Genomic DNA, 21,403 nt, shown 5'->3' on the forward strand with positions numbered 1-21,403 from the left:
GTAACACTATATCATATCCTTCAAAGGATGAATAGAAAGATTTACAGTTGTTTTTTTCTGTAGAAAAAAGTGCCTGCCGATTCCAGTCCATATGTATGGGCATGAAAAATCTGCTCGGTGCTTCCAACAAAGAGAATTCCCCCCGGTTTCAGCGCATTTGAGAACTTTTCATAAATGGCTTCTTTCGCCGCTTCTGTAAAATAAATCAGTACGTTGCGGCAAATAATCAAATCAAAGCCGCTTTCATAACGGTCTGAGAGGAGATTATGCTTTTTAAACTGCACCGATTTTTTCAGGTCACTCTTAATTTTATAGCCTGTCCCATCTCCTGAAAAGTATTTGCCCCTCATTCCGTCAGGCAGCTCTGACAGGCTTCTCTCATGAAAAACCCCCGCTTCCGCTCTTTTCAGTACCGTTTCATCCAAATCTGTTGCCAGAATGCGGATCTCTGACTGGGCAGCATACTTTGACAAAATCATGGCCAGTGTATACGGCTCTTCGCCGGTGGAGCAGGCCGCACTCCACACCTTCAATGTTCCGGGCTTTTTGACCATGTCCGGGAGAAGCTTCGTTTCAAGCATTTCCCACTGTTTTTTATTCCGGTAAAACTCTGTGACATTTATCGTCATTTTATCAAGCAGCTCTGCAAGCAGCTCCGGCTCTTTCCGGAGACGTTCACTGTAATCCCTAAACCCGCTGCATCCTCTTTTTATGTAGAGGGAAATTAACCTTCTTTTCATCTGCGCTTCCTTGTAGAGCGAAAGATCAATCCCCGTCATCCTTTTGATTTCATTTATAAACTGCTCGTATCCCATCAGCGTTTCTCCTCTGCACATGCATTATGTATAGTATATCGGATTTGGAGAACGACTTGTGAAATGAGTTTTAAAAAATCTGAAAAATCGGAATGGATGGATGCTTCTAGCATACCCAGCTCCCTTTCACTGGATGTCCGCGGGGAGGGCAGGAAGTTTGCGTACCCTCCCAGATCGATTTACTGTTTGGGAGGGTACGATTCCTCACTTTGCTTACCCTCACAGATTAAATTATGGTTTTGCAGGGTACGATTCCGGACTTTGCTTACCCTCTGATATCGTTTTACGGTTTTACAGGGTACGATTCCTCACTTTGCTTACCCTCTGATATCGTTTTACGGTTTTACAGGGTACGATTCCTCACTTTGCTTACCCTCACAGATCGAATTACGGTTTTGCAGGGTAGGATTCGCAGCTTTGCTTACCCTCACAAATCGAATTACGGTTTTGCAGGGTACGATTCCTCACTTTGCTTACCCTCCCAGATCGATTTACAGTTTTGCAGGGTACGATTCCCAACTTTGCTTACCCTCCGATATCGTTTTACAGTTTTGCAGGGTACGATTCCTCACTTTGCTTACCCTCCCAGATCGATTTACATTTTTGCAGGGTACGATTCATATTCTTTTCTCCCACCATTCACCAAAGCTGCTAAGCCTAGAAGCAAAAAGAGGTTCTATCCGCTTGCTCTAGTCGAAAATAAATAAAAGCCAGCATCTCTGCTGGCTTTTCGTGCGGATCAGTAGATCCAAGTATGAATATCTTTATCGTATTCGACAAGCTCTTCAGCTTTGAAGAATAAACCGATTTCGCGCTCTGCGCTCTCAGGAGAGTCAGATCCGTGAATGATGTTCTTTCCGACAAATAAACCATAGTCGCCTCTGATTGTACCCGGCAATGCTTCGGCTGGTTTGGTTTTCCCCATCATCGTGCGTGAGATTTCAATCACATTTTCCCCTTCCCAAACCATTGCGAAAACTGGTCCGGATGTGATGAATTCAACTAATTCGCCGAAGAATGGCTTGCCGTTATGTTCCCCGTAGTGCTGTTCAGCAAGAGATACAGGAATCTGCATCAATTTTGCCCCGACTAAATGTAAACCCTTACTTTCAAATCTGGAAACGATTTTACCGATAAGCTGACGCTGAACGCCATCAGGCTTGACCATCATAAATGTTTTTTCCATGTTAATTTCTCCACCCCGCGATTGTTATGTATGGGCTTTCATGGCCCATGGAAATCGTACCATTATTTCACTTTTTACGCAATCGCATGGAGCGGATGAAATTAAAATTTTCTTTTTCCAATATATTTTGCAATGCTTGAAAGAGCTGATCTCGCTCTGTTTCTCGGAAGCTCGCTCAATATATTGAAACCTTTCTCAAGATACATATCGCTGACCTTTACAGACCGGCTGATTGCATCAGACGCAATGATGGCGCGGATGATTTCATCCATCTCCTCTTTTGTCGTTCTGCTGTGCACCTTGCTGATTTTTTGCTTCAGTTCATCATCTTCCATAGCATAAAGAACCGGAAGCGTAATATTGCCCTGAAGGAGATCTCCCCCTACCGGTTTTCCGAGTTCCTCTTCTGTAGAAGTGAAATCAAGGATGTCATCTGTGATCTGAAAAGACATGCCGACATAATACCCAAACAGAAACAGTTTTCTGTGAACAGATTCAGGCACTCCTCCTGCGATGGCCCCAAGCTGGCAGCTCGCAGCAATCAAAAGAGCGGTCTTCCGCTTAATGCGTCTCAAGTAGACCCGCAGGTTCTGTTCATAGTCATATTTGTCTTTGATCTGCTCGATTTCACCAAGCGAAACTTCTACAATGGTTTTGGAGAGAATCTGGTGGGCGGCAACGTTCTCGAGGGATGTCATAATTTCAAGTGATCTTGCAAATAAATAATCTCCGGTGTACATGGCAATGCGGTTGTCCCATTTCGCTTTTATCGTAGGTTTGCCGCGTCTGAGTTCAGCATCATCGATGACGTCATCGTGCACAAGTGATGCCATATGTATAATTTCAAGCGCAATCGCCACTTTTTTCACTTTTTCAATATCATATTCGCCAAACATGGCCGAAAGCAATACAAAAACAGGGCGAATCCGCTTTCCCCCTGCCTGAAGAAGATGCAGCCCTGCCTCGCTTAGCAGAGGCTCTGTGGAGCTAACCGTTTTTTCTAGTTCCTGTTCGATCAGATCGAGATCTGCATTTAGAAACGAATACGCCATTTTAAATTTCATTCAATTCACCTAAATACTCGCATTTTTAAATCCGGATGAACCTGAGCCCGCTGAAAAAAATAAGTGCAATTCCTATGAGAGCTGTTTTAAAGAGATACTCGTCTTCTTTACTTTACACCGAGATGCATTGCTGCAACTCCGCCTGTGTAAGGTTTTACTTCCACTTCTTTAAAACCGGCATCCCTGAACATCCGGGCAAGCTCCTTCATGCCCGGGAAATCTCTTGCAGACTCCTGGAGCCATGAATACTCGTCATAGCTTTTGGCAAACAGCTTTCCAAACAGCGGCATGATAAACCGGAAATAAGCGTAATATGCCTGTTTAAAGCCTATCATCGTCGGCTGTGAGGTTTCCAGGCAGACGACTTTCCCCCCCGGCTTGACTACACGGTGCATTTCTTTAAGGACTGTCATATAATCAGGAACATTTCTGAGTCCAAATCCGATTGTGACATAATCAAATGTATTGTCAGCAAAAGGCAGCTCCATCGCGTTTCCATGAATCAGTTCAATGTTTGAATGGGCTTTGATTTTTTCTCTTCCGATCTTCAGCATATTGTTGCTGAAATCAAGACCGACTGCCCTGCCTTCAGGACCGACAGCATCTGCCATGGCAATCGTCCAGTCTGCTGTCCCGCAGCATACATCAAGGGCTGCCGCTCCCTTTTTTACGTTCATTCGCTTCATCGTTTCCCTGCGCCATGCTATATGGCGCTGAAAGCTGATAACGGAATTCATTTTGTCATAGTTTTTGTAGATTTTCTCAAATACAGAGTGTACTCTTTCCTCTTTTGACTGCTGCATGTTATAACCCTTCTTCCGCAAGCGTAGTGTATCTCATCTCCTGATTATACTTAAAAGACTGCAGCCTCGCCAAGAGAACCTTCTGAAGAGAGGATGGCTGCTGAAAACTGCTTTCGATCAAGGCTGCCGTTTCTTCGAAATAACGGTTGCAGAACTCTTTTAAATAGACACCCGTCCATTCAATGGCACCGGCATTCTTTTTCTTTTTGGCAGAATCGCCTGTCCGGTGATGAGATTCTGAGCTGTATTTGCTTTTTTCCAGCAGGAGGCGTTTGTATGAAAGAAACGCAGTCGTAAGCCTTGAGAATATGCCGGCCTGTATGTAGTCTGACACATGCTCAAACAGGGAGGTTTCCACTTTAAGCAGGCTTGCTGTGAATGAATCAAAATCAGCCGCCGATTGTTCGTATAGACGGATTTTGTGTTCATTGATTTCTTTTATTGCCGTTGCTAACGTCCGAATCATTCCGATATCCTGCATTTCAGAAAGAAGTGCGTAATAGAGTCCGCTGAAATAATCCCCGGCAAGAACAATAAGCTGTCTCTGCTTGAACTCTTCCTGCCTGAGATGAGCAGACGTTGAGACTTCATCATGAGTATCAAGGGCAATTTGCACAAGCATCGCAGTAATGATGTAATTTTCTTTCTTTTCCTCCGGAAGATCCGTCTGATCAAACAGAGCATAAAAGAGAAGCAATTTATCTTCATCAATCATTGGAGAAGGTATATATTTCGCTAAAAATGGATGAGTGAGTTTTACATGTAATGCGTCTTTGATTTTAGCTAATTGTACATAGATGTCTTGCAAATGAATCACCCTTGTCCCCACGTAAGAAATTTTTTCGGAAAGCCAGCAATAGCAACAACGTTCGTGATGCTTAGTAATGATTATTATACCATAAGTGTGCCGGGCGGAGTATTATCTTCTGGAATCGCTCTCTATTTCTCCGTGGCCTGTCTGAATAAGCGCTTTGCCCCTGATTTTAATGGCAGATGTGTGCTCTGTAAATTGCGCAATCATCACTTCGCCTTTATCAAGCTTTTCAGAATGATGGAAGCGTGTATCCGACCCGCGCGTAAGCCCGATTACGTTTACTCCGTCTTCGATTGCTTTAATCACAAGGAAATCATTTGTATTGTCTTTCAAGCAGGTTCACCCCCGTTTTTATGTAGTTGCTTATTCTTTTATAAATGAAAGAACTTCGGCTCTGGCCGCAGGATCATTTGTAAAGACGCCTCTGACGGCTGATGTGATCGTTTTGCTGCCGGGCTTTTTGACGCCCCTCATTGTCATGCACATATGTTCTGCTTCCACGACAACCATAACGCCGTGCGGCTCCAGGGAATCGACAATGCTTTCTGCAATAGTTGATGTGATTCTCTCCTGCAGCTGAGGTCTTCTGCAAACGGCTTCAACTGCTCTTGCAAGCTTGCTCAGACCGGTTACTTTTCCGCCTTTAGGTATGTATGCTATATGCGCTTTTCCGAAGAAAGGGACGAGATGATGCTCGCACATGGAGTGAAAAGGGATATCTTTTACTAAAACGAGCTCTTCATGATCCTCGCCGAACACCGTTTTAAAATGTTCCTTTGGATCCTCATTAAGTCCTGAAAATACTTCCGCGTACATTTTTGCGACTCGTTTTGGAGTATCAAGCAGCCCTTCACGGTTTGGATCCTCACCTATTGCTTCAAGGATCAGCCTGACCGCCTCTTCGATCTGCTGTGTGTTGATTTGCCCCATACTTTTCCTCCCGGTAACAAGTTATTTGATACAGATTCTAGCACAGGTGAAAGATTAAAAGCAAAGAATGATGCACGCCCGCTCTGTCAGAATGAACTTCATGCAGGCTTCTTCATCTTTCTCAGCACAAAGGAAAAGCCCCTATAAAAGGGGCTGTCCATTTGTTGTGTATGTATTTTATGCATCATACACGGGTAAGAGCACATTATTTACCGGCTACAGCATCTTTAAGAGCTTTACCTGGTTTGAACGCAGGCACTTTGCTTGCTGCGATTTCGATTTCTTCTCCAGTTTGCGGGTTGCGTCCTTTACGAGCCGCGCGCTCACGTACTTCGAAGTTACCAAAACCGATCAATTGTACTTTATCACCGTTTTTAAGTGCATCCAAAAGTGTATCGAAAACAGCATCAACCGCTTTCGTTGCATCTTTCTTAGACAGTTCGCTAGCTTCTGCTACCGCGTTGATTAGTTCTGTTTTATTCATGCCTTTCACCTCCTCCCAAAGTTTGTTGTCAGATTCAGCATAAATCCATTCTGTTAAATTCATTTCTTCACAGATTCTGCGGAATCTATACATGATAGAAACGCATTTTACTGTGAACACGCTAATCTTATCCGATTAACGCCTGAAATTCAATGTTTTTCCGCATGAATAGTGGGTTTCAAGGAAGATTGCACCAATGCAGAAAATAATTTCTGATAGTAGATTAACACATCAGGTTTCGCTAAGCAAGGAGAAACCTCAAGAAAACCTTTATAAATCAGGCATTGAGGCCTCCCCAGGCGAACGTGCATTCTTGCCGGGACTCTATTTTACAAAAAAATGATGGGAGAAGCAAATACTATTTTAAAATATGTAACAACATACGCCGAACATGATTGTATATAAGGGGGTACGAAAGCGAATATTTTACTGAAATACATTTTTGTAACGTGTTTGTCATCTGGCTGAAAACTATTATTAAAGACAAAAAGACAGCCACCGAAAGTGGCCGTCATTTTGGTTGAGCTTATAGGATAATCGCGATTAAACCGCCTGATCCCTCGTTAATGATGCGTTCAAGCGTCTCTTTAAGTTTGTATCTTGCATTCTCAGGCATGAGTGACAGCTTCGCCTGAATGCCTTCTCTTACAATTGAGCTCAGGCTGCGGCCGAAGATATCTGAGTTCCAGATTGACAGCGGATTATCTTCGAAGTCCTGCATTAAGTACCGGACTAATTCCTCACTCTGCTTCTCTGTACCGATAATCGGCGCAAATTCAGACTCAACATCCACCTTGATCATATGGATAGAAGGAGCAACTGCTTTCAGGCGCACTCCAAACCTTGCACCCTGTCTGATGATTTCAGGCTCATCAAGGCTCATGTCGCTGAGAGCCGGTGCAGCAATGCCGTAGCCGGTCTGCTTTACCATTCTAAGGGCATCTGCGACTTGGTCGTATTCAGCTTTTGCATAGGCAAAATCCTGCATGAGCTGAAGGAGGTGATCCTTCCCTCTTATCTCAACACCTACGACTTCTTTTAAAATCTGATCATATAAATCATCCGGAGCATAGAGGTCAATTTCGGCAATTCCCTGACCCATCTCAATTCCGGCAAGGCTTGCACGGTCGATAAAGTCGTATTCACTGAAATAGCCGACGACTCTGTCCACATCTCTCAGTCTTTTAATATCCTGAACGGTATCTTTTACAGCTTCCTGGTAGCTTTCGCGCAGCCAGTGGTTGTCGCGCAGAACCATTACCCAGCTCGGGAGATTGACATTAACCTCTAGCACAGGGAATTCATATAGCGCTTCGCGGAGGACGTTCATGACATCTGTTTCGCGAATGCTCTCCACACTCATTGCGAGGACAGGAATATCATACTTTTCACTGAGCTGTCTCCGGAGCGTCTCAGATTCAGGATGATACGGCTGGACCGTGTTGATAATCATGATGAACGGTTTGCCAACTTCTTTCAGCTCTTCAATCACGCGCTCTTCTGCTTCTACATAATCTCTTCTTGGAATTTCTCCAATTGAACCGTCTGTTGTAATGACGACGCCAATTGTGGAGTGCTCCTGAATCACTTTTCTTGTTCCGATTTCAGCTGCTTCATGAAACGGAATCGGTTCTTCGTACCAAGGCGTATTGATCATTCTCGGGCCGTTTTCATCTTCATATCCTTTTGCTCCCGGAACCGTGTACCCGACACAGTCCACCAGTCTGATATTAACGTCAAGCCCCTCTTCAACATGAATCGATACTGCTTGATTAGGGACAAATTTAGGCTCTGTTGTCATGATGGTTTTGCCTGCAGCACTTTGCGGCAGCTCATCCTGCGCGCGTGCCCGGTCAGACTCGTTATCAATATTCGGAAGCACAACCTGCTCCATGAATTTTTTGATAAATGTAGATTTGCCTGTTCTTACTGCTCCTACTACTCCAAGATAAATATCGCCGCCTGTGCGCTCTGCGATATCTTTGAAAATATCTACCTTTTCCAAGTGATCCCCTCCCGATCATAGGCTTCTTGGGTTATTGACCGTCTGCTTTTTCGTGTTTAGGACACTATATATTTATGACGTTGTCCTATTTCTTTATGACAGTGATCTGAAATTTTTTTCTTGGTTCATTTTATGAACAGGTTTTTTATAAATGAAAAACCCTTCTTTCAGAGTTTATTTCCCGAAAGAAGGGTTCATGACTTAATTATTCAAAAAGACAGGTTCATTTTTTTCATTAACGGTATATGGCAATGAAAAAGCAGGAACAAATGGAGAATCCTTCACAAGGACATTGCGGATATCTTCTCCAGCTTTATATGCTTCCTTACCTTCGTTCAGCTTTTTGTACAGGTCAATCCGGTAATCGGCATATACTTCGCCTTTATTGTCAATCACAAACGGCAGTGACTCTCCCGAGTATGGGCTGACAGCTTGAGGGGCTTCTTTGTAGCCGAGTTTCTTATAGTCAAGAGTGAACACGTTTTCAGCGACTACATCCTTATATGGAGGATATCCGTTTGAAGCTTTATACACATTCAGCCTTGTTTTAATATCCCGGATTGTCTCTGACATTCGGAGATCTATCAGCTTAACAGTCGGATTATCCTCTACATCAACAAGCACATATAAGTACACGCCGCCGTTTTCATAAGAAGTTCCCGGCGGTTCAGCCATATATTTGGGAGCAATCTGGCTGAAGTCTACAGGGTATTTTTGATAGACAGGCGTTTTCATATCACGCGTTTTGATGGGAAGAAGGCCTCCTGAATCTTCTCTGAACCGGTCGACTGAATTCTGTACGGCCGCAATCTGATCCTCGTATGGGATCTGATTCTGATTCAGCTGATCCTCAGGGTAAAGACAGCCGGATAATAGCATAAGCATGGTAAAAACGGTTGCAAAAATAACAGGCTTTTTCATGAAAATCTTCCTTTATGTAGTGAATTCCTTATTCATTAACGGGGCCGCTGAACACAACAAAAAAGATCAGAAGTCCTGCAAGAATCATAAAAAAGTAGGCAATTGCGGCAAATGTGCCTTTTAAAAACCCTTTCATTTTAAATCTGCTTAAATAGATTGCGAGAATCGCGATAAACATAAATCCCATCGATGCAAGCGCAATCCACATTTTCATTAACGCTGGACTCATTTCTGGTTTTACCTCCCTATCGTTTCGAACATATTATAGCATATATTTCAAAAAGCGGAATTGCCTGGTTCAATGGCGAATGTTTTAACTTGATTCATTCAGCCTTCCCTCTTGATCAGAACGCAAAAAAACCGAAGTAAAGAGGGGGCAGCTCTACTTCGGTCATGCGTTTGCACCTGACTAATCGGTACCCATTGTTTAGAACAACTCATGATTTACTACGATGCATTTTATGCGAATATCAGAGCATTTGCATCCTCTAATGCCTAATTTCACTGAGAAATTCGCCAGAAAGGATACGTAAGTATACAGTTCAATGCTTTCATGTTTCACGTAATTGCACCTAGTGGTCCGTTTTCATGAGGTTGATGAATAGGCTTCACAAACTCAAGGTATAGTATGCAGCCCCAAACCCATGTGCCACAAGGTCAGCAGCGATTTTCGCTGATATTCACAAGATCTTCCATTTCATGTGTTTTCACTCTCGCCATCAGCGAGTCCACAGCGTCCTTCACTTCTATCCCGTTAAAAAGAACGGCGTAGAGAGCTTCTGTGATCGGCATTTTCACATCAAATTTTTGAGCGAGCTGGTAAGCCGCTTTTGTTGTGCGCACGCCTTCAACGACCATGCCCATGTTTTCAAGAACATCTTCAAGCTTCTGGCCTTTTCCGAGAAGATTCCCCGCTCTCCAGTTTCGTGAATGAACGCTTGTACATGTTACGATCAGATCCCCGATTCCTGTCAGTCCTGAAAACGTAAGCGGATTGCCTCCCATGATGCTTCCGAGGCGGGCGATCTCAGCAAGTCCTCTAGTGATAAGAGCCGCTTTTGCGTTGTCCCCATATCCAAGGCCGTCTGTAATGCCTGCTGCAAGAGCAATAATATTTTTAAGCGCACCGCCGATTTCCACCCCGATGACATCAGGGTTCGTGTACACTCTGAAATGCTGATTCATAAACAGGTCCTGAACAAGCTCGGCAGCTGCAAGGTTATCAGATGAAGATGTGACAGTAGTCGGCTGCCTTAGCCCTACTTCTTCAGCATGACTTGGCCCGGACAGAACGACGACGTCCTGAAGGAGTTCTTCAGGAACTTCCTCTTTAATGATCTCAGAAATGCGCAGAAGACTGTCAGGCTCTATCCCTTTGCTTACGTGCACGATTGTCAGCTTATGGCTGATTACTTTAATGACATCCTGAAGAACTTCCCGTATGGCTTTAGTAGGAACAGCGAGAACGGCAATCTGCACATCCTGCAGGGTTTTTCTTAAATCAGTGCAGCCCTTGATGTTATCTGAAAGCTCTATATCAGGGAGATACTTTTGATTTTTATGCGTTTCATTAATTTCCTGAATTAATTCCTTGCGGTGACCCCATAATCTTACTTCGTGCTGATTATCTGCGAGAACAAGGCTTAAAGCAGTGCCCCAGCTTCCCGCGCCAAGAACGGCAATTCGCTGCATCTTCATTCACCTCTATTATTTTCTGGCCCGTGAAAAGATCTTGATCGGCGTGCCTTCAAATCCAAATGCATCCCTGATGCGGTTCTGAAGGAAGCGCTCATATGAGAAATGCATCAATTCGGGTTCATTGACAAAAATAGCAAACGCAGGCGGCTTAACTGCAACCTGTGTAGCGTAGTAAATTTTCAGTCGTTTGCCTTTGTCTGTCGGCGCCGGATTCATGGCGACTGCATCCATGATGACATCGTTCAATACAGTGGTCTGAACGCGCAGAGCGTGGTTTTCACTTGCACGCACAATTTGCGGAAGCAATGTATGAATGCGGCGTGTCGTTTTTGCCGAAAGAAAAACAATCGGAGCATAATCAAGGAACTGGAAGTGGTCTCTGATCTTCACTTCAAAGTCCTTCATCGTTTTTTCATCCTTCTCTACAGCATCCCATTTGTTTACTACAATGACAACTGCACGGCCTGCTTCATGGGCATAGCCTGCAATGCGTTTATCCTGCTCAATAATGCCCTCTTCCCCGTCAATGACGACAAGAACAACATCTGAGCGGTCAATGGCCTTAAGGGCACGCAGCACGCTGTATTTTTCCGTTGATTCGTATACTTTCCCTTTTTTCCTCATACCAGCCGTATCGATGATCACGAAGTCCTGTCCTTCGTAGCGGTAGCTTGTATCGACCGCATCACGTGTAGTGCCGGCAATGTTGCTGACGATTACGCGCTCTTCACCAAGCAGGGCATTAACAAGGGAAGATTTCCCGACATTCGGGCGACCGATAAGGGAGAACTTAATGGTTTCCTCATCATATTCCTCTGTAATAAGGTTCTTGAAATGCTCTGCCACAGCATCAAGCAAATCACCGAGGCCCAGGCCGTGGGAGCCTGAGATCGGAAACGGCTCGCCGAATCCCAGCGCATAAAAGTCATAAACACTCGCTCTCATATCAGGGTTATCGACTTTGTTTACAGCCAGAACGACAGGCTTTTTGCTGCGGTAAAGAATCTTTGCGACTTCTTCATCTGCAGCTGTGACACCTTCACGGCCGTTCGTCATAAAGATGATGACGTCAGCTTCATCAATCGCGATTTCCGCCTGCTGGCGGATCTGTGCGAGAAACGGTTCGTCGCCGATGTCAATACCGCCTGTATCAATCACATTAAACTGGTAGTTCAGCCATTCTCCTGAACTGTAAATTCTGTCACGTGTTACTCCTGGGATGTCTTCAACGATAGATACACGTTCACCGACAATCCGGTTAAAAATTGTTGATTTGCCGACGTTTGGGCGTCCAACAATTGCAATTACGGGTTTAGCCATAGCGATCTTTCCTTTCAGCTTACAATTTACGTATTTATGTTAAACAGGCAGCATCAGTCTCATTTTCTGTACAATAAGCTTTTTCAAAAAACTCAGGCTGTACATTTGCAGCCTTTCTGACCATGATAACAAGACTCAGGGAAGAGCCTTCATGAAAGAAACCCTTCTCTTTTAGGAAGGGCTTAACTTTTATATATTAGCAGAGATTAGCATGTTGTACAACTCAATGCTTGACAATTATGTAAAGATCCTCGCCGATTCCATGGGCAATGCCATCCAGGATGGCTTCAAGATTCTTTGCGAAAAAATCCATTTCTTCCTTGTCCTTCACAATAAAGACAGCCGTCCCTCCTGCTACCTTCGCCGGGTTGGTCGTCACTGCAGCGAGTATATACTTTTCAAGAGCTGTGTTCACTTGACCGACCTGCCTTCTTTATTTGCTTTTGATTCACTTGGCATGCGAATGGCATTTTCAAGGGTAGGAACTTCGCCTATCACGGTTTTTGCAAGATCTTTGTCTCCGCCCTGGGGAAGAACAAAAACACCAAGACGGCCGTCATCAAGGTCTCTTTTTGCCAGCGGAACAAGGGAAGGCTCTCCTGAATCGCGATGAACGCCGAGGGCTGTAGACACATCATGAAGGATTGCCTGCCTCTGACCCAGATTGGCGATTGTATTTCTGGCGTTGTAATTTTTTGGAGTCAGCACAAAGCCCATGCCGTATTTCAATACAGCTTCCTGTTTGTCTGGAACCCCGATGTTCATAATATAAATATTATCCACATAAAGTCCGGCCCCTTCAAAATGGGGCGCTACATATTCGATGTCCACGATATCTTTAATCTTGCTTCCCGCCATCAATTTTTTCGACACGAGCAGGCAAATGACGCCTGATGCAAGTGCAGCCCAAACATTCAGCGCCAAATAGACAAGCGTAACAACTAAAGATGTAAAGATCACGAGATAATTGCGGCTTTCAAAGGCGACGGCAATTCCTTCAATATAAGTAGCCCCGCGGGGCACAAGTTCATAGCCGTCAAGCTCTGTTAATGTATTGCGCTCCATGTTTCTTACTTCCCTGAACTGTGAAGCTGCAAGGGTTAAAAACGTGATGGCTGTAAATTCTTCTTCCATGATTGCCGGAATCGCGATTGTGCCAAGGCCGGCCGCTATGACTCCAAGCGCCACATGAATGATTTTCCCGTGAAGATAGGTGGGATACTGCCTGTAATCAGTCCGAAGCATATAAAGTCTTGTAAAAACCCCAAATGCTACACCAAAAATGATCGGTAACGTATATTCATTCATCCTATGCCTGCTTCCCCCTTGCTGCTTTTTGCAGAGTTTGATTCAAGGCAGCCATTGCCGCTTCCACGCCGGTCCACGTGCAGACAGCGAGAAGACTGACAGCCGCCATATTCATGTAGTCATAGGATCCGATGGCAAGGCCGCTGTAAAACCTGCTTAAGATCCCATAAAACAGGACATCTCCATGGGCTATTGCAACAAATAAGAAGCCTAAACGTTCATGGATACTTTTCCCAAGATAAATCGCTAATATACTTAAAAGACCCGTAACGACATAAAACCTGTCGACCGCAAACCAGACCGGATCAAACAGTTCCACTAAATGAACAGCTGCATAGGCTGCCGACATCGTCATCACTGACAGAAAAGAATAGAGCTTTCTGGGTGACTTCGAGATAAGATAATACCCCGTCAGCAAGGTCAGAACAAACGGCACACTGACCGTAAATGGATAGACCTGTGCCGTCATCTCTCCTGTTATGATGAATGTCAGCAGCAAAAAGGAAAGAAAGGTTCGCTTTGCAGATTTTTTCATTAAAAACACCGCTATAATCCATGCTCCCCACAAAATCCAATAGTAAAATACGTTCTCCACTCTTCTCACTCCTATTTCTACCAGTATGGCTGCATTTTTACCTCTTTAATCCAAATTACCGGCAAAAATTTTGCTGATGAAGCAAGCGGCATTGAGTCATACTAAGCCATAAAAGGAGGGAAAAACACATGGGACGCGACAGACAGGAAAAGAAATTGAAACAAAGCGGACGAGTGGAATCTGACAGAGATCAATCGTTAACTTATAAAGGCGCTGCATCACTTGAAAGTCCGGAAGAATCGAGAGCCAGAAATAAATAAGGTTTTATATATGCAAAAAATCCGCATCTCTGCTTAGAGATGCGGATTACTTTATTTCCTGATTATTCGATTGCTCCATGCTTTTGTATCTGCATTCCGTTCGGAAAGGTAATGGTGGGTAAACCCTGATATAATGACCGGCGCTTCCTGAAGCTGTTTGACGCTTTCAGCACCGAGGGCAGCCATGATCATTTTCAATTCTTCCTGAACATTTTTTATTTCAAGAACGAGTGCTTCATAGCCGTCTTCAATCAGGATCTTTAAAAAGAAGCCTGCCATGCCGGCTCCAGACGCACCTAGGGCGACAGCTTTTGCGATATCCATCGCATCCTGAATGCCTCCTGAACCGATGATGGAAACATCTTTCACCGATGACGCAATTTCTGCGATTGACGCCGCCGTTGGAATGCCCCAATCATTAAAGCTTTCAAGAAGCCTGCTTCTCCGCTCATTTTCAATTCTGGCAAAATTCGTTCCGCCATAGCCGCCGACATCAATGGCTTTCACACCTGCATCCGCAAGTTTTGAAGCTGCTTCACGGTTTATGCCGAAGCCCACCTCTTTTACAAAGACGGGTACATCCACTGCCTCTGCAATAGCAGAAATCCGGTTTAACGCCCCTGAAAAGTCACGGTCTCCTTCTGGCATCACAAGTTCCTGCACAACATTAAGATGGATTTGAAGAGCATTTGCTTCAATCATGTCAATTGCCGTTTTCGCCTGGTCAGGCGTTGCCTCGCTGCCGAGATTGGCAAACAGGACGCCTTTTTGATTCACCTTGCGCACAATTTCATAGGATTCCCGTTCAGAGGGATTTCTTATCGCCGACATTTGCGATCCGACTGCAACAGGGATCCCGCATTCAGCAGCCGCAGAAGATAATGCTTCATTAATCTTAACTGTTTCAGAACCGCCTCCGCCTGTCATCGCATTGATAAAAATTGGCGAACTTAAGACAAGTCCGCCAATTTCAGTATGCATATCAATGTGATGAACAGCTGTATCAGGCAAGCTTTGATGAAGAAACAGGATGTCGCTGAATCCATTATTACGCTTTTGTCCTGTTTTTAAAGCATGTTGAATATGGTCAATCTTTCGCTTAGCTCTGCTCACAGTCATCACCGTTTACTTTTTTAATTTGTTTAATTGATCACCGATCATCTCACCAAGCTGGAAGCCGGATGATTCTTCTTTCGCCTGATAATTGCGGTAGTCTTCTTCGTCCGCTTTTTCAGGTTCTTCAAGCTCCCGGATGCTTAGGGAGATACGCTGTTCGTTCTCATTGACATCAAGCACTTTAACCTGAACGCTCTCGTTTTCAGAAAGAACTTCATGAGGTGTGCCGATGTGCTTGTTTGAGATCTGGGAGATATGGACAAGGCCTTCTACTCCAGGAAGAATTTCAACGAATGCTCCGAAAGAAACAAGACGTTTTACTGTACCCTCAACAACGTCGCCCGCTTTCACCTGGCTTGTAATATTCTCCCATGGTCCAGGCAGGGTTTCTTTGATGGAAAGAGAAATCCGCTCGTTGTCACGGTCGACAGAAAGAACTTTGACCTGGACCTTCTGCCCTTCTTCAACAACTTCGGAAGGCTTGTCAACATGATTGTGCGAAAGCTGTGAAATGTGGACAAGACCGTCAATTCCGCCGATATCGACGAAAGCACCGAAATCAGTGAGGCGCTGGACAGTGCCTTCCAGCACTTCTCCTGCTTTGATCATGTCAAGGCGCTGCTGTTTTTTCTCACCCTGCTCTTTTTCTACGACCGCACGGTGAGACAGAATGACGCGGTTTTTCTCACGGTCAATTTCAACAACCATAAGAGAAAGCGTTTTGCCCCTGTAGTCAGAAAAATCTTCGACGAAATGTGATTCCACTAAAGACGCCGGTATGAATCCTCTGACACCGAGGTCTACAACAAGACCGCCTTTTACAACGTCTTTCACTTCCGCGTCAAACACTTCTTTTGATTCAAATTTGGCCTGAAGCTGATCCCAGGCAAGATCTGCATCTATCGCTCTTTTTGAAAGGATGAGGGCTTCATCCTCAACTTTTGTTACTTTCAGCTGCAATTCCTCATTTTCACTTACAACATCGGAAGCTTTTTCAACGTGCAGACTGGATAATTCACTGATTGGAATTATGCCTGTATGCTTTACGCCGTCAATTTCAACAATTACCTGTTTGTCTTCTACTTTGGTAACGATCCCTTTCAGGACATCACCGACTTCCGGTGTTTTTACTTCTACATCATTCATGTCTTCAACCATTCCAATTACCTCCTTGGTCACAACCCACGACTTAGTTGGATATGTATGAAATCACTTTTTAGAATAAAGTGAAAATACTCTTTTTACTAACTTCTAATAAATGCTACATTTTGTCAAGTAGTTAGACTCTTAAGATTGATGTTTTTCGAGCAATTCAGCAATTTTCGACATAATCAGTTCTGTAGCCTCATCTGCGGACGTTTTCTTCTCGCGGAGCGGAGCAAAATCGATCGGTGGACCGAAATAAACCCTTACTTTCTGAAAAGGCTTGTAGGTGCCGATAATGGCACACGGGACGATGCTTGCATCTGATTTCAGCGCAAAGAATCCTGCGCCTGCCAGTCCCTTTCCAAGCTTGCCGTCCTTGCTCCGTGTTCCTTCCGGAAACAGGCCGAGCACTCCGCCGTCTTTCAGGACATTGAGCCCTTTCCTGATGGCTTCCCTGTCGCTCATTCCTCTTTTAACCGGGAATGAGCCGACTTTCCTAACTATACCCCCAAGAACCGGCACCCGAAACAATTCTTCTTTCGCCATAAAATGCACCTGTCTCGGCGCGCAGATTCCGACGGTCGGGGGATCCAGATTGTCAATATGGTTTGAACAGAGAAGAACAGCGCCGTCTTTTGGAAAGTGTTCTTTCCCGTGAATTTCAATCCTGTACAGCGGAAAAAAAACCGACGCGACAACACCCTTGGCAAATTGATAAAAACTCATCCGCATCAAAGCCTCTCTTGGACAATTTTTTTAATTTCATCTACAACTCCCTGAATGGAGAGAGAGGTTGTATCGATTTCAACTGCATCCTCTGCTTTTTTCAACGGGGCTACTTCTCTTTCTGAATCAAGCTTGTCTCTTCTTTCAATCTCAAGTTCAAGCTGCGCAAGATCAGAGGTAAAGCCCTTAGAAAGATTTTCTTCATGCCTTCTTTTTGCGCGCTCAGTAACAGAAGCGCGAAGGAAAATTTTCACTTCCGCATTCGGCAGCACGTGCGTTCCGATATCCCTGCCGTCCATGACCACTCTTCCGTTTACAGCCATATCCTGCTGGCGTTTCACCATTTCTTCCCGCACGGATGCATGCTTGGCCGCAATGGATACAGAGTTTGTCACTTCATGTGAACGGATTTGCTCTGTGACATTTTCCCCATTCACAAAAACAAGCTGGCCGCTTTCACTTGGAACTAGTTCAATATGTGCATCCGAAAGAATTTCTTTAACAGCTGCTTCATTTTCAAGGTCCTCATTTTTCTTAAGGACCATGTATGTGAGTGCTCTGTACATAGCTCCCGTGTCAATATATAAATATGAATAATCTTCTGCAAGTATTTTCGCAACTGTACTTTTGCCTGCAGCAGCAGGGCCGTCAATTGCAATAGAAATAGTACGTTCCATAGTTCCTCCTCGGGTAGTTTACCAGATTCTTAGCCTGAGCCGCTCTGGCAGGCTTTTTAGAACAAACAAAAAAGAATGCAGGTTTACTTGTCCTGCACACTGGATTGTTTGAACGTTTCAAGCCATTCGCTGATTGTCAGTTTGTTTACACCTTCATATTGTACCACACGCGAGATGTGAGGCTGCAAACCAGGATTTGTCAGGGCAGCCTGCGCGCACAGGAGCAATATCAGATGGATCATGATTAGTTTAAAGAGTATTCTCTCTGCCCGTTTCATCTACTTATCAAACTCCGTTTTTACCATTAGTATGGTGCAGGAGCGCGGGTCTTATTCGGCTGCAGTCTTCTTTTTCTTCAGAAGCAGCTCCTGGTCGAAGCAATACTGCAGCAGCTGTTTCCGGTCAGTTTCTGTCATATCCGTAAATTCCAGGGCCGCTATGCCCGATTTGCCGGCATTTATTACGTTCGCCTGAATTTTCGCGTACTGGATACTGCCGTTTTGGAAATGGAGAGAAAGCCACATCCATACTTGATCATTTTCATTAAGCCCTGCGTTTGCAGGCACCTTCACGGCGGCTCCACCTGCACTTAAATCCACGGTTAAGGCTGTAAAAGGCTTAAAAGCATCAGATACAGAATGAATGGCGGCATCGGCATCTGTTTCAACTCTTACATATTCTCTTCTTTGCACTTTTGTAAAGCCATTCTGTTCAGGAAGCGTAAAAGCAAGCATTGGAATACTTTCTTTTTTTCTGTGAAGAAGAACAGACTGAAACAAATATGCCTGCCCATGCTGTGAAAAAAAGGCGTTTATTTCTGTTCCATTTAAAAGAAAGGTCGTTTTGCCTGTTTCGTCATTAATCGGATAATCGGTATATAAGACCCGGTCCTTTAGATCGACTACCCGGCATCTTAATCTTGCCGCATCCCCGCCCTGCACTTCAATATACAGTGTATCTCCAATTGCCAGCACATGATCACACTCTTTCATTCTCTCTTCTTTTATTAAATCATGTAATAAAAAAAAGGAAAAGCCTTATTCTGCTTTTCCTTCTGAAAAAAATCCTCCTAAATTTCCTGATAAATCGGTTCGGAGTTATCCAGTTTTTCAACCTTTTCTTCTGAACCGTCTTCAGCGTTCACAAAGATCCGGTACGTGTCATTCTCCATCGTTCCCAAGAACTCGTAGCAGAGAACTTCTTCTCCGAGCTCATTTGTGATGATGGCGAGTCTGTCTTCCTGAACCATCAGATTCGGATTCACAAAGCCCTTAGCCTCTTCTGTGCTGAGCTTTGCCTTAGGAATTTCGCGTTTTCTGTGAGAGGCAAGATAATCCCTTGCAGAAAAACCGATGACTTTGCCGTCATCAAGCGCCACTTTCATGCGGATTGCATCAGGGTACAGCCTTACGTTTTCATAGACGGAAACAAAGGAAAAGATTCCGATGTTCTCAAACTGTGCGCTTTCGTAAAGAATGAGATCTGAAAAACCTTGATCTTTCAAGAATTTGGCCGCGTTGTTTGAAGCCTCATTCAGGCTGATCTTCGGTTGTGCCACTTTGCGGTTTTGAAGCAGCCAGATAGGATATCCGCCTTTTTTCGTGATATCAAGATAGATCTCCGATTTCTTTTTAGGGTCATTGACCGATACACTGTAAAATTCAAGGGGAGATCCTTTTCCATTTGGAGTCACTTTCATATTTCCCGTAGAGCCTGGAACAAATTTTTCGACAATTTTCGGAACTTCTTTTTCAGTAATGACTTTACCTTTTAAATGATTAAAGCCTTCCTCTTCTTTTTTTACTGAAGTAAACGACGGGTCAAAGTCTGTGCTTGAGTAAGCATTCACATTTTTTTCAACCGTTTTAAATCCGTTAATAATCGTGTTATCCTGCTTTTCTTCACCTGCAGCAAGGGCAAGCTCTACATCCATCCAGCGCAGGTTATTATCAATAACCATATGCTGAACATTCCGCAGCTCTTTTTGAATATCTTCTGATTTTGCATACAGCTGCTTTAAAGTTGCGTATTCCTGATCTGAAAGCGGTTCTTTGTCAAGGTCTCTGACTGCTGTGCGGTAGCTGAAATCAGAAATGCTTGCGAGAAATTCCTCTGTTTTATTGAACGGCAGCAGAGTCAGCGGAAGCTGTCCTACATCTGAATGTGCTTCTGATGTGATTCTCCAGACTTCAACAAGACCGGGAGAAAGTGATTTTCTTGAATTCATGGCAAGAGTTGCGCCGATTTTATCATGCAGCTGGTCCACTTGATAGGTCAGGTCATGGAAAGCCCTCTGATAATTGTTTTCTGCATGTATCAGCACGGCATTTTTCTCCTGATGCTCTTTATAGCCCCAATAAGCCGTTCCGACAACACCAATTGTAAGTATTGCGATCAAAATCCCTCTGATCATTTTGTTCACCTCTTAATTACAGAATATGTGCTTTCCAATCTGTTTAATTTGAGGACGTCCCCAAATCCATCCGCTTGTCGCTGTATCAGGGTTAAAGTAATAAATGGCCCCTTCAGTCGGATCCCATCCATTAATCGCATCCATGACTGCTTTTTTAGCTGTATCGTTTGGTGTCAGCCAAATCTGGCCGTCAGCTACAGCTGTGAACGCCCGCGGTTCAAAAATAACGCCTGACACCGTATTCGGGAATGTTGCGCTGTCCACCCGGTTGATGATAACCGCTGCAACCGCTACCTGTCCGATATAAGGTTCGCCGCGTGCTTCCCCGTATACGGCATTAGCCATCAGCTGAATGTCATTTTGTGAAAATCCTTCCGGCATATTGACGGCCGTTGTTTTTGCTTTGCTTTGTGATTTAGGCTGAGCCTGCTTCTTTGGCTGTGCCTGCTGCTTCTGCTGAGGTGCCTGCGCTTTTGGCTGCTCTTTTTGCTGAGCCTGGCCTGCAGGCGCTTTTTGGCCGCCTTTTTTTCCATAGGTCGCTTTGAGCTTCGCCTTATATTCCTTTGAAGGAGCAACCTGTCTGTCGAGCGGCACGCCGCCATAATGAGTGAAATCTTTTCCTTTGTTCAACTGTCTGTGGACAAAATCACGGTAGTATTTTGTAGTCTGTGACAATTTATGCTTCGTTGCTTCTCCGACCAGACCATCAATCTCTTTCAGCCCAAATTCGTATTGAAAATTGCGCACCGCCCAATATGTGCTCCACCCATACACCCCGTCAATTGAACCGTTATAATAGCCGTTGTACTGCAATCTTGCCTGCAGTTCCACAACATCATCGCCAACAGCGCCTTTTTGAATCACTTGATCCGAAAACGCATGGGCTTCATTTTGATTAAAAATCGTTAATTGAAAAACAAGGGCAATCATCACTGCACCCGCCGTCATCCAAATGAAACGTTTTTTCTGCATGCTGCTGCCTCCTCATGATTGATGAATTTCCTTACAACGTATTTTTTGTTGTAATTGGTATTTTATACAGCATGTTTAGAAGTTCTGTTCATTTAGAGGTGAAATGGAAATGGCAATTCAGCTGTAATCCTGGTGCTGAACCGAACTTTC

General features: G+C 44.3%; 25 protein-coding genes. 1 reads left to right on the forward strand and 24 read right to left on the reverse strand.

The window, feature by feature from the left end:
- Positions 1 to 41 precede the first annotated feature (41 nt).
- From AZ46_RS08205 to AZ46_RS08280, 16 genes are all read right to left on the reverse strand, one after another.
- A complete protein-coding gene (locus tag AZ46_RS08205; protein WP_029280255.1) occupies positions 42 to 815 on the reverse strand; it encodes a CheR family methyltransferase in 774 nt (257 codons plus the stop codon).
- 739 nt (positions 816 to 1,554) lie between these two features.
- The gene (gene ndk / locus AZ46_RS08210; protein WP_029280253.1) at positions 1,555 to 2,001 is read right to left on the reverse strand and encodes a nucleoside-diphosphate kinase; all 447 of its coding nucleotides are present in this window, start codon (positions 1,999 to 2,001) and stop codon (positions 1,555 to 1,557) included.
- Between the two features lie 101 nt (positions 2,002 to 2,102).
- Entirely contained in the window at positions 2,103 to 3,065 is a 963-nt protein-coding gene (hepT, locus tag AZ46_RS08215) for a heptaprenyl diphosphate synthase component II (protein WP_029280251.1), read from the reverse strand.
- 107 nt (positions 3,066 to 3,172) lie between these two features.
- Positions 3,173 to 3,868: a demethylmenaquinone methyltransferase gene (locus tag AZ46_RS08220; RefSeq protein ID WP_029280249.1), complete on the reverse strand. Its 696-nt coding sequence runs from the start codon at positions 3,866 to 3,868 to the stop codon at positions 3,173 to 3,175.
- Between the two features lies 1 nt (position 3,869).
- A complete protein-coding gene (locus AZ46_RS08225) occupies positions 3,870 to 4,685 on the reverse strand; it encodes a heptaprenyl diphosphate synthase component 1 (RefSeq protein WP_051827265.1) in 816 nt (271 codons plus the stop codon).
- Between the two features lie 102 nt (positions 4,686 to 4,787).
- On the reverse strand, positions 4,788 to 5,015 hold the full coding sequence (gene mtrB, locus AZ46_RS08230; protein WP_029280244.1) for a trp RNA-binding attenuation protein MtrB: 228 nt from the start codon (positions 5,013 to 5,015) through the stop codon (positions 4,788 to 4,790).
- 30 nt (positions 5,016 to 5,045) lie between these two features.
- Entirely contained in the window at positions 5,046 to 5,612 is a 567-nt protein-coding gene (gene folE / locus AZ46_RS08235; protein WP_029280243.1) for a GTP cyclohydrolase I FolE, read from the reverse strand.
- Between the two features lie 205 nt (positions 5,613 to 5,817).
- Positions 5,818 to 6,096: a non-specific DNA-binding protein Hbs gene (gene hbs, locus AZ46_RS08240; protein ID WP_029280242.1), complete on the reverse strand. Its 279-nt coding sequence runs from the start codon at positions 6,094 to 6,096 to the stop codon at positions 5,818 to 5,820.
- Positions 6,097 to 6,622: 526 nt separating this feature from the next.
- The gene (spoIVA, locus tag AZ46_RS08245; protein ID WP_029280240.1) at positions 6,623 to 8,101 is read right to left on the reverse strand and encodes a stage IV sporulation protein A; all 1,479 of its coding nucleotides are present in this window, start codon (positions 8,099 to 8,101) and stop codon (positions 6,623 to 6,625) included.
- A 201-nt stretch (positions 8,102 to 8,302) separates the two neighbouring features.
- Entirely contained in the window at positions 8,303 to 9,022 is a 720-nt protein-coding gene (locus AZ46_RS08250) for a hypothetical protein (protein WP_029280238.1), read from the reverse strand.
- A 28-nt stretch (positions 9,023 to 9,050) separates the two neighbouring features.
- Positions 9,051 to 9,251 carry a DUF2768 domain-containing protein gene (locus tag AZ46_RS08255; RefSeq protein WP_029280236.1) on the reverse strand — a complete coding sequence of 67 codons (201 nt, stop codon included), beginning with the start codon at positions 9,249 to 9,251 and terminating at the stop codon, positions 9,051 to 9,053.
- A gap of 428 nt (positions 9,252 to 9,679) precedes the next feature.
- A complete protein-coding gene (locus AZ46_RS08260) occupies positions 9,680 to 10,714 on the reverse strand; it encodes an NAD(P)H-dependent glycerol-3-phosphate dehydrogenase (RefSeq protein WP_029280234.1) in 1,035 nt (344 codons plus the stop codon).
- 15 nt (positions 10,715 to 10,729) lie between these two features.
- The gene (gene der / locus AZ46_RS08265; protein WP_029280232.1) at positions 10,730 to 12,040 is read right to left on the reverse strand and encodes a ribosome biogenesis GTPase Der; all 1,311 of its coding nucleotides are present in this window, start codon (positions 12,038 to 12,040) and stop codon (positions 10,730 to 10,732) included.
- A 223-nt stretch (positions 12,041 to 12,263) separates the two neighbouring features.
- Positions 12,264 to 12,455, reverse strand: a complete 192-nt coding sequence (locus tag AZ46_RS08270; RefSeq protein ID WP_029280230.1) for a capping complex subunit for YIEGIA — start codon at positions 12,453 to 12,455, stop codon at positions 12,264 to 12,266.
- A complete protein-coding gene (locus AZ46_RS08275) occupies positions 12,452 to 13,348 on the reverse strand; it encodes a YIEGIA family protein (protein WP_029280228.1) in 897 nt (298 codons plus the stop codon). Before AZ46_RS08275 ends, AZ46_RS08270 begins: the two co-directional genes overlap by 4 nt.
- Position 13,349: 1 nt before the next feature.
- Positions 13,350 to 13,943, reverse strand: coding sequence for a YphA family membrane protein (locus AZ46_RS08280; RefSeq protein WP_029280226.1), 594 nt, complete (start codon positions 13,941 to 13,943; stop codon positions 13,350 to 13,352).
- Between the two features lie 128 nt (positions 13,944 to 14,071).
- Between AZ46_RS08280 and AZ46_RS21465 the strand changes: the two genes are divergently transcribed.
- Positions 14,072 to 14,203 carry a YpzI family protein gene (locus tag AZ46_RS21465; RefSeq protein WP_081414146.1) on the forward strand — a complete coding sequence of 44 codons (132 nt, stop codon included), beginning with the start codon at positions 14,072 to 14,074 and terminating at the stop codon, positions 14,201 to 14,203.
- 51 nt (positions 14,204 to 14,254) lie between these two features.
- Here AZ46_RS21465 and fni read toward each other — a convergent pair whose 3' ends face one another.
- The 8 genes from fni to sleB form a co-directional block, all read right to left on the reverse strand.
- Positions 14,255 to 15,316, reverse strand: a complete 1,062-nt coding sequence (fni, locus tag AZ46_RS08285; RefSeq protein WP_029280225.1) for a type 2 isopentenyl-diphosphate Delta-isomerase — start codon at positions 15,314 to 15,316, stop codon at positions 14,255 to 14,257.
- A 12-nt stretch (positions 15,317 to 15,328) separates the two neighbouring features.
- Complete coding sequence (gene rpsA / locus AZ46_RS08290; protein ID WP_029280223.1) at positions 15,329 to 16,477, reverse strand: 30S ribosomal protein S1; 1,149 nt, start codon at positions 16,475 to 16,477, stop codon at positions 15,329 to 15,331.
- 129 nt (positions 16,478 to 16,606) lie between these two features.
- Positions 16,607 to 17,191, reverse strand: a complete 585-nt coding sequence (locus tag AZ46_RS08295; RefSeq protein ID WP_029280221.1) for a lysophospholipid acyltransferase family protein — start codon at positions 17,189 to 17,191, stop codon at positions 16,607 to 16,609.
- Between the two features lie 5 nt (positions 17,192 to 17,196).
- Positions 17,197 to 17,868: a (d)CMP kinase gene (gene cmk / locus AZ46_RS08300; RefSeq protein WP_029280219.1), complete on the reverse strand. Its 672-nt coding sequence runs from the start codon at positions 17,866 to 17,868 to the stop codon at positions 17,197 to 17,199.
- Positions 17,869 to 17,951: 83 nt separating this feature from the next.
- A complete protein-coding gene (locus AZ46_RS08305; protein ID WP_029280217.1) occupies positions 17,952 to 18,146 on the reverse strand; it encodes a DUF5359 family protein in 195 nt (64 codons plus the stop codon).
- Positions 18,147 to 18,197: 51 nt separating this feature from the next.
- Positions 18,198 to 18,842, reverse strand: a complete 645-nt coding sequence (locus tag AZ46_RS08310) for a flagellar brake protein (RefSeq protein ID WP_029280215.1) — start codon at positions 18,840 to 18,842, stop codon at positions 18,198 to 18,200.
- A gap of 95 nt (positions 18,843 to 18,937) precedes the next feature.
- Positions 18,938 to 20,281 carry a germination protein YpeB gene (ypeB, locus tag AZ46_RS08315; protein ID WP_029280213.1) on the reverse strand — a complete coding sequence of 448 codons (1,344 nt, stop codon included), beginning with the start codon at positions 20,279 to 20,281 and terminating at the stop codon, positions 18,938 to 18,940.
- 12 nt (positions 20,282 to 20,293) lie between these two features.
- Positions 20,294 to 21,211: a spore cortex-lytic enzyme gene (sleB, locus tag AZ46_RS08320; protein WP_029280212.1), complete on the reverse strand. Its 918-nt coding sequence runs from the start codon at positions 21,209 to 21,211 to the stop codon at positions 20,294 to 20,296.
- Between the last annotated feature and the right edge of the window lie 192 nt (positions 21,212 to 21,403).

This window comes from Metabacillus indicus LMG 22858 (assembly GCF_000708755.2).
Taxonomy (GTDB): Bacteria; Bacillota; Bacilli; order Bacillales; family Bacillaceae; genus Bacillus_P; species Bacillus_P indicus.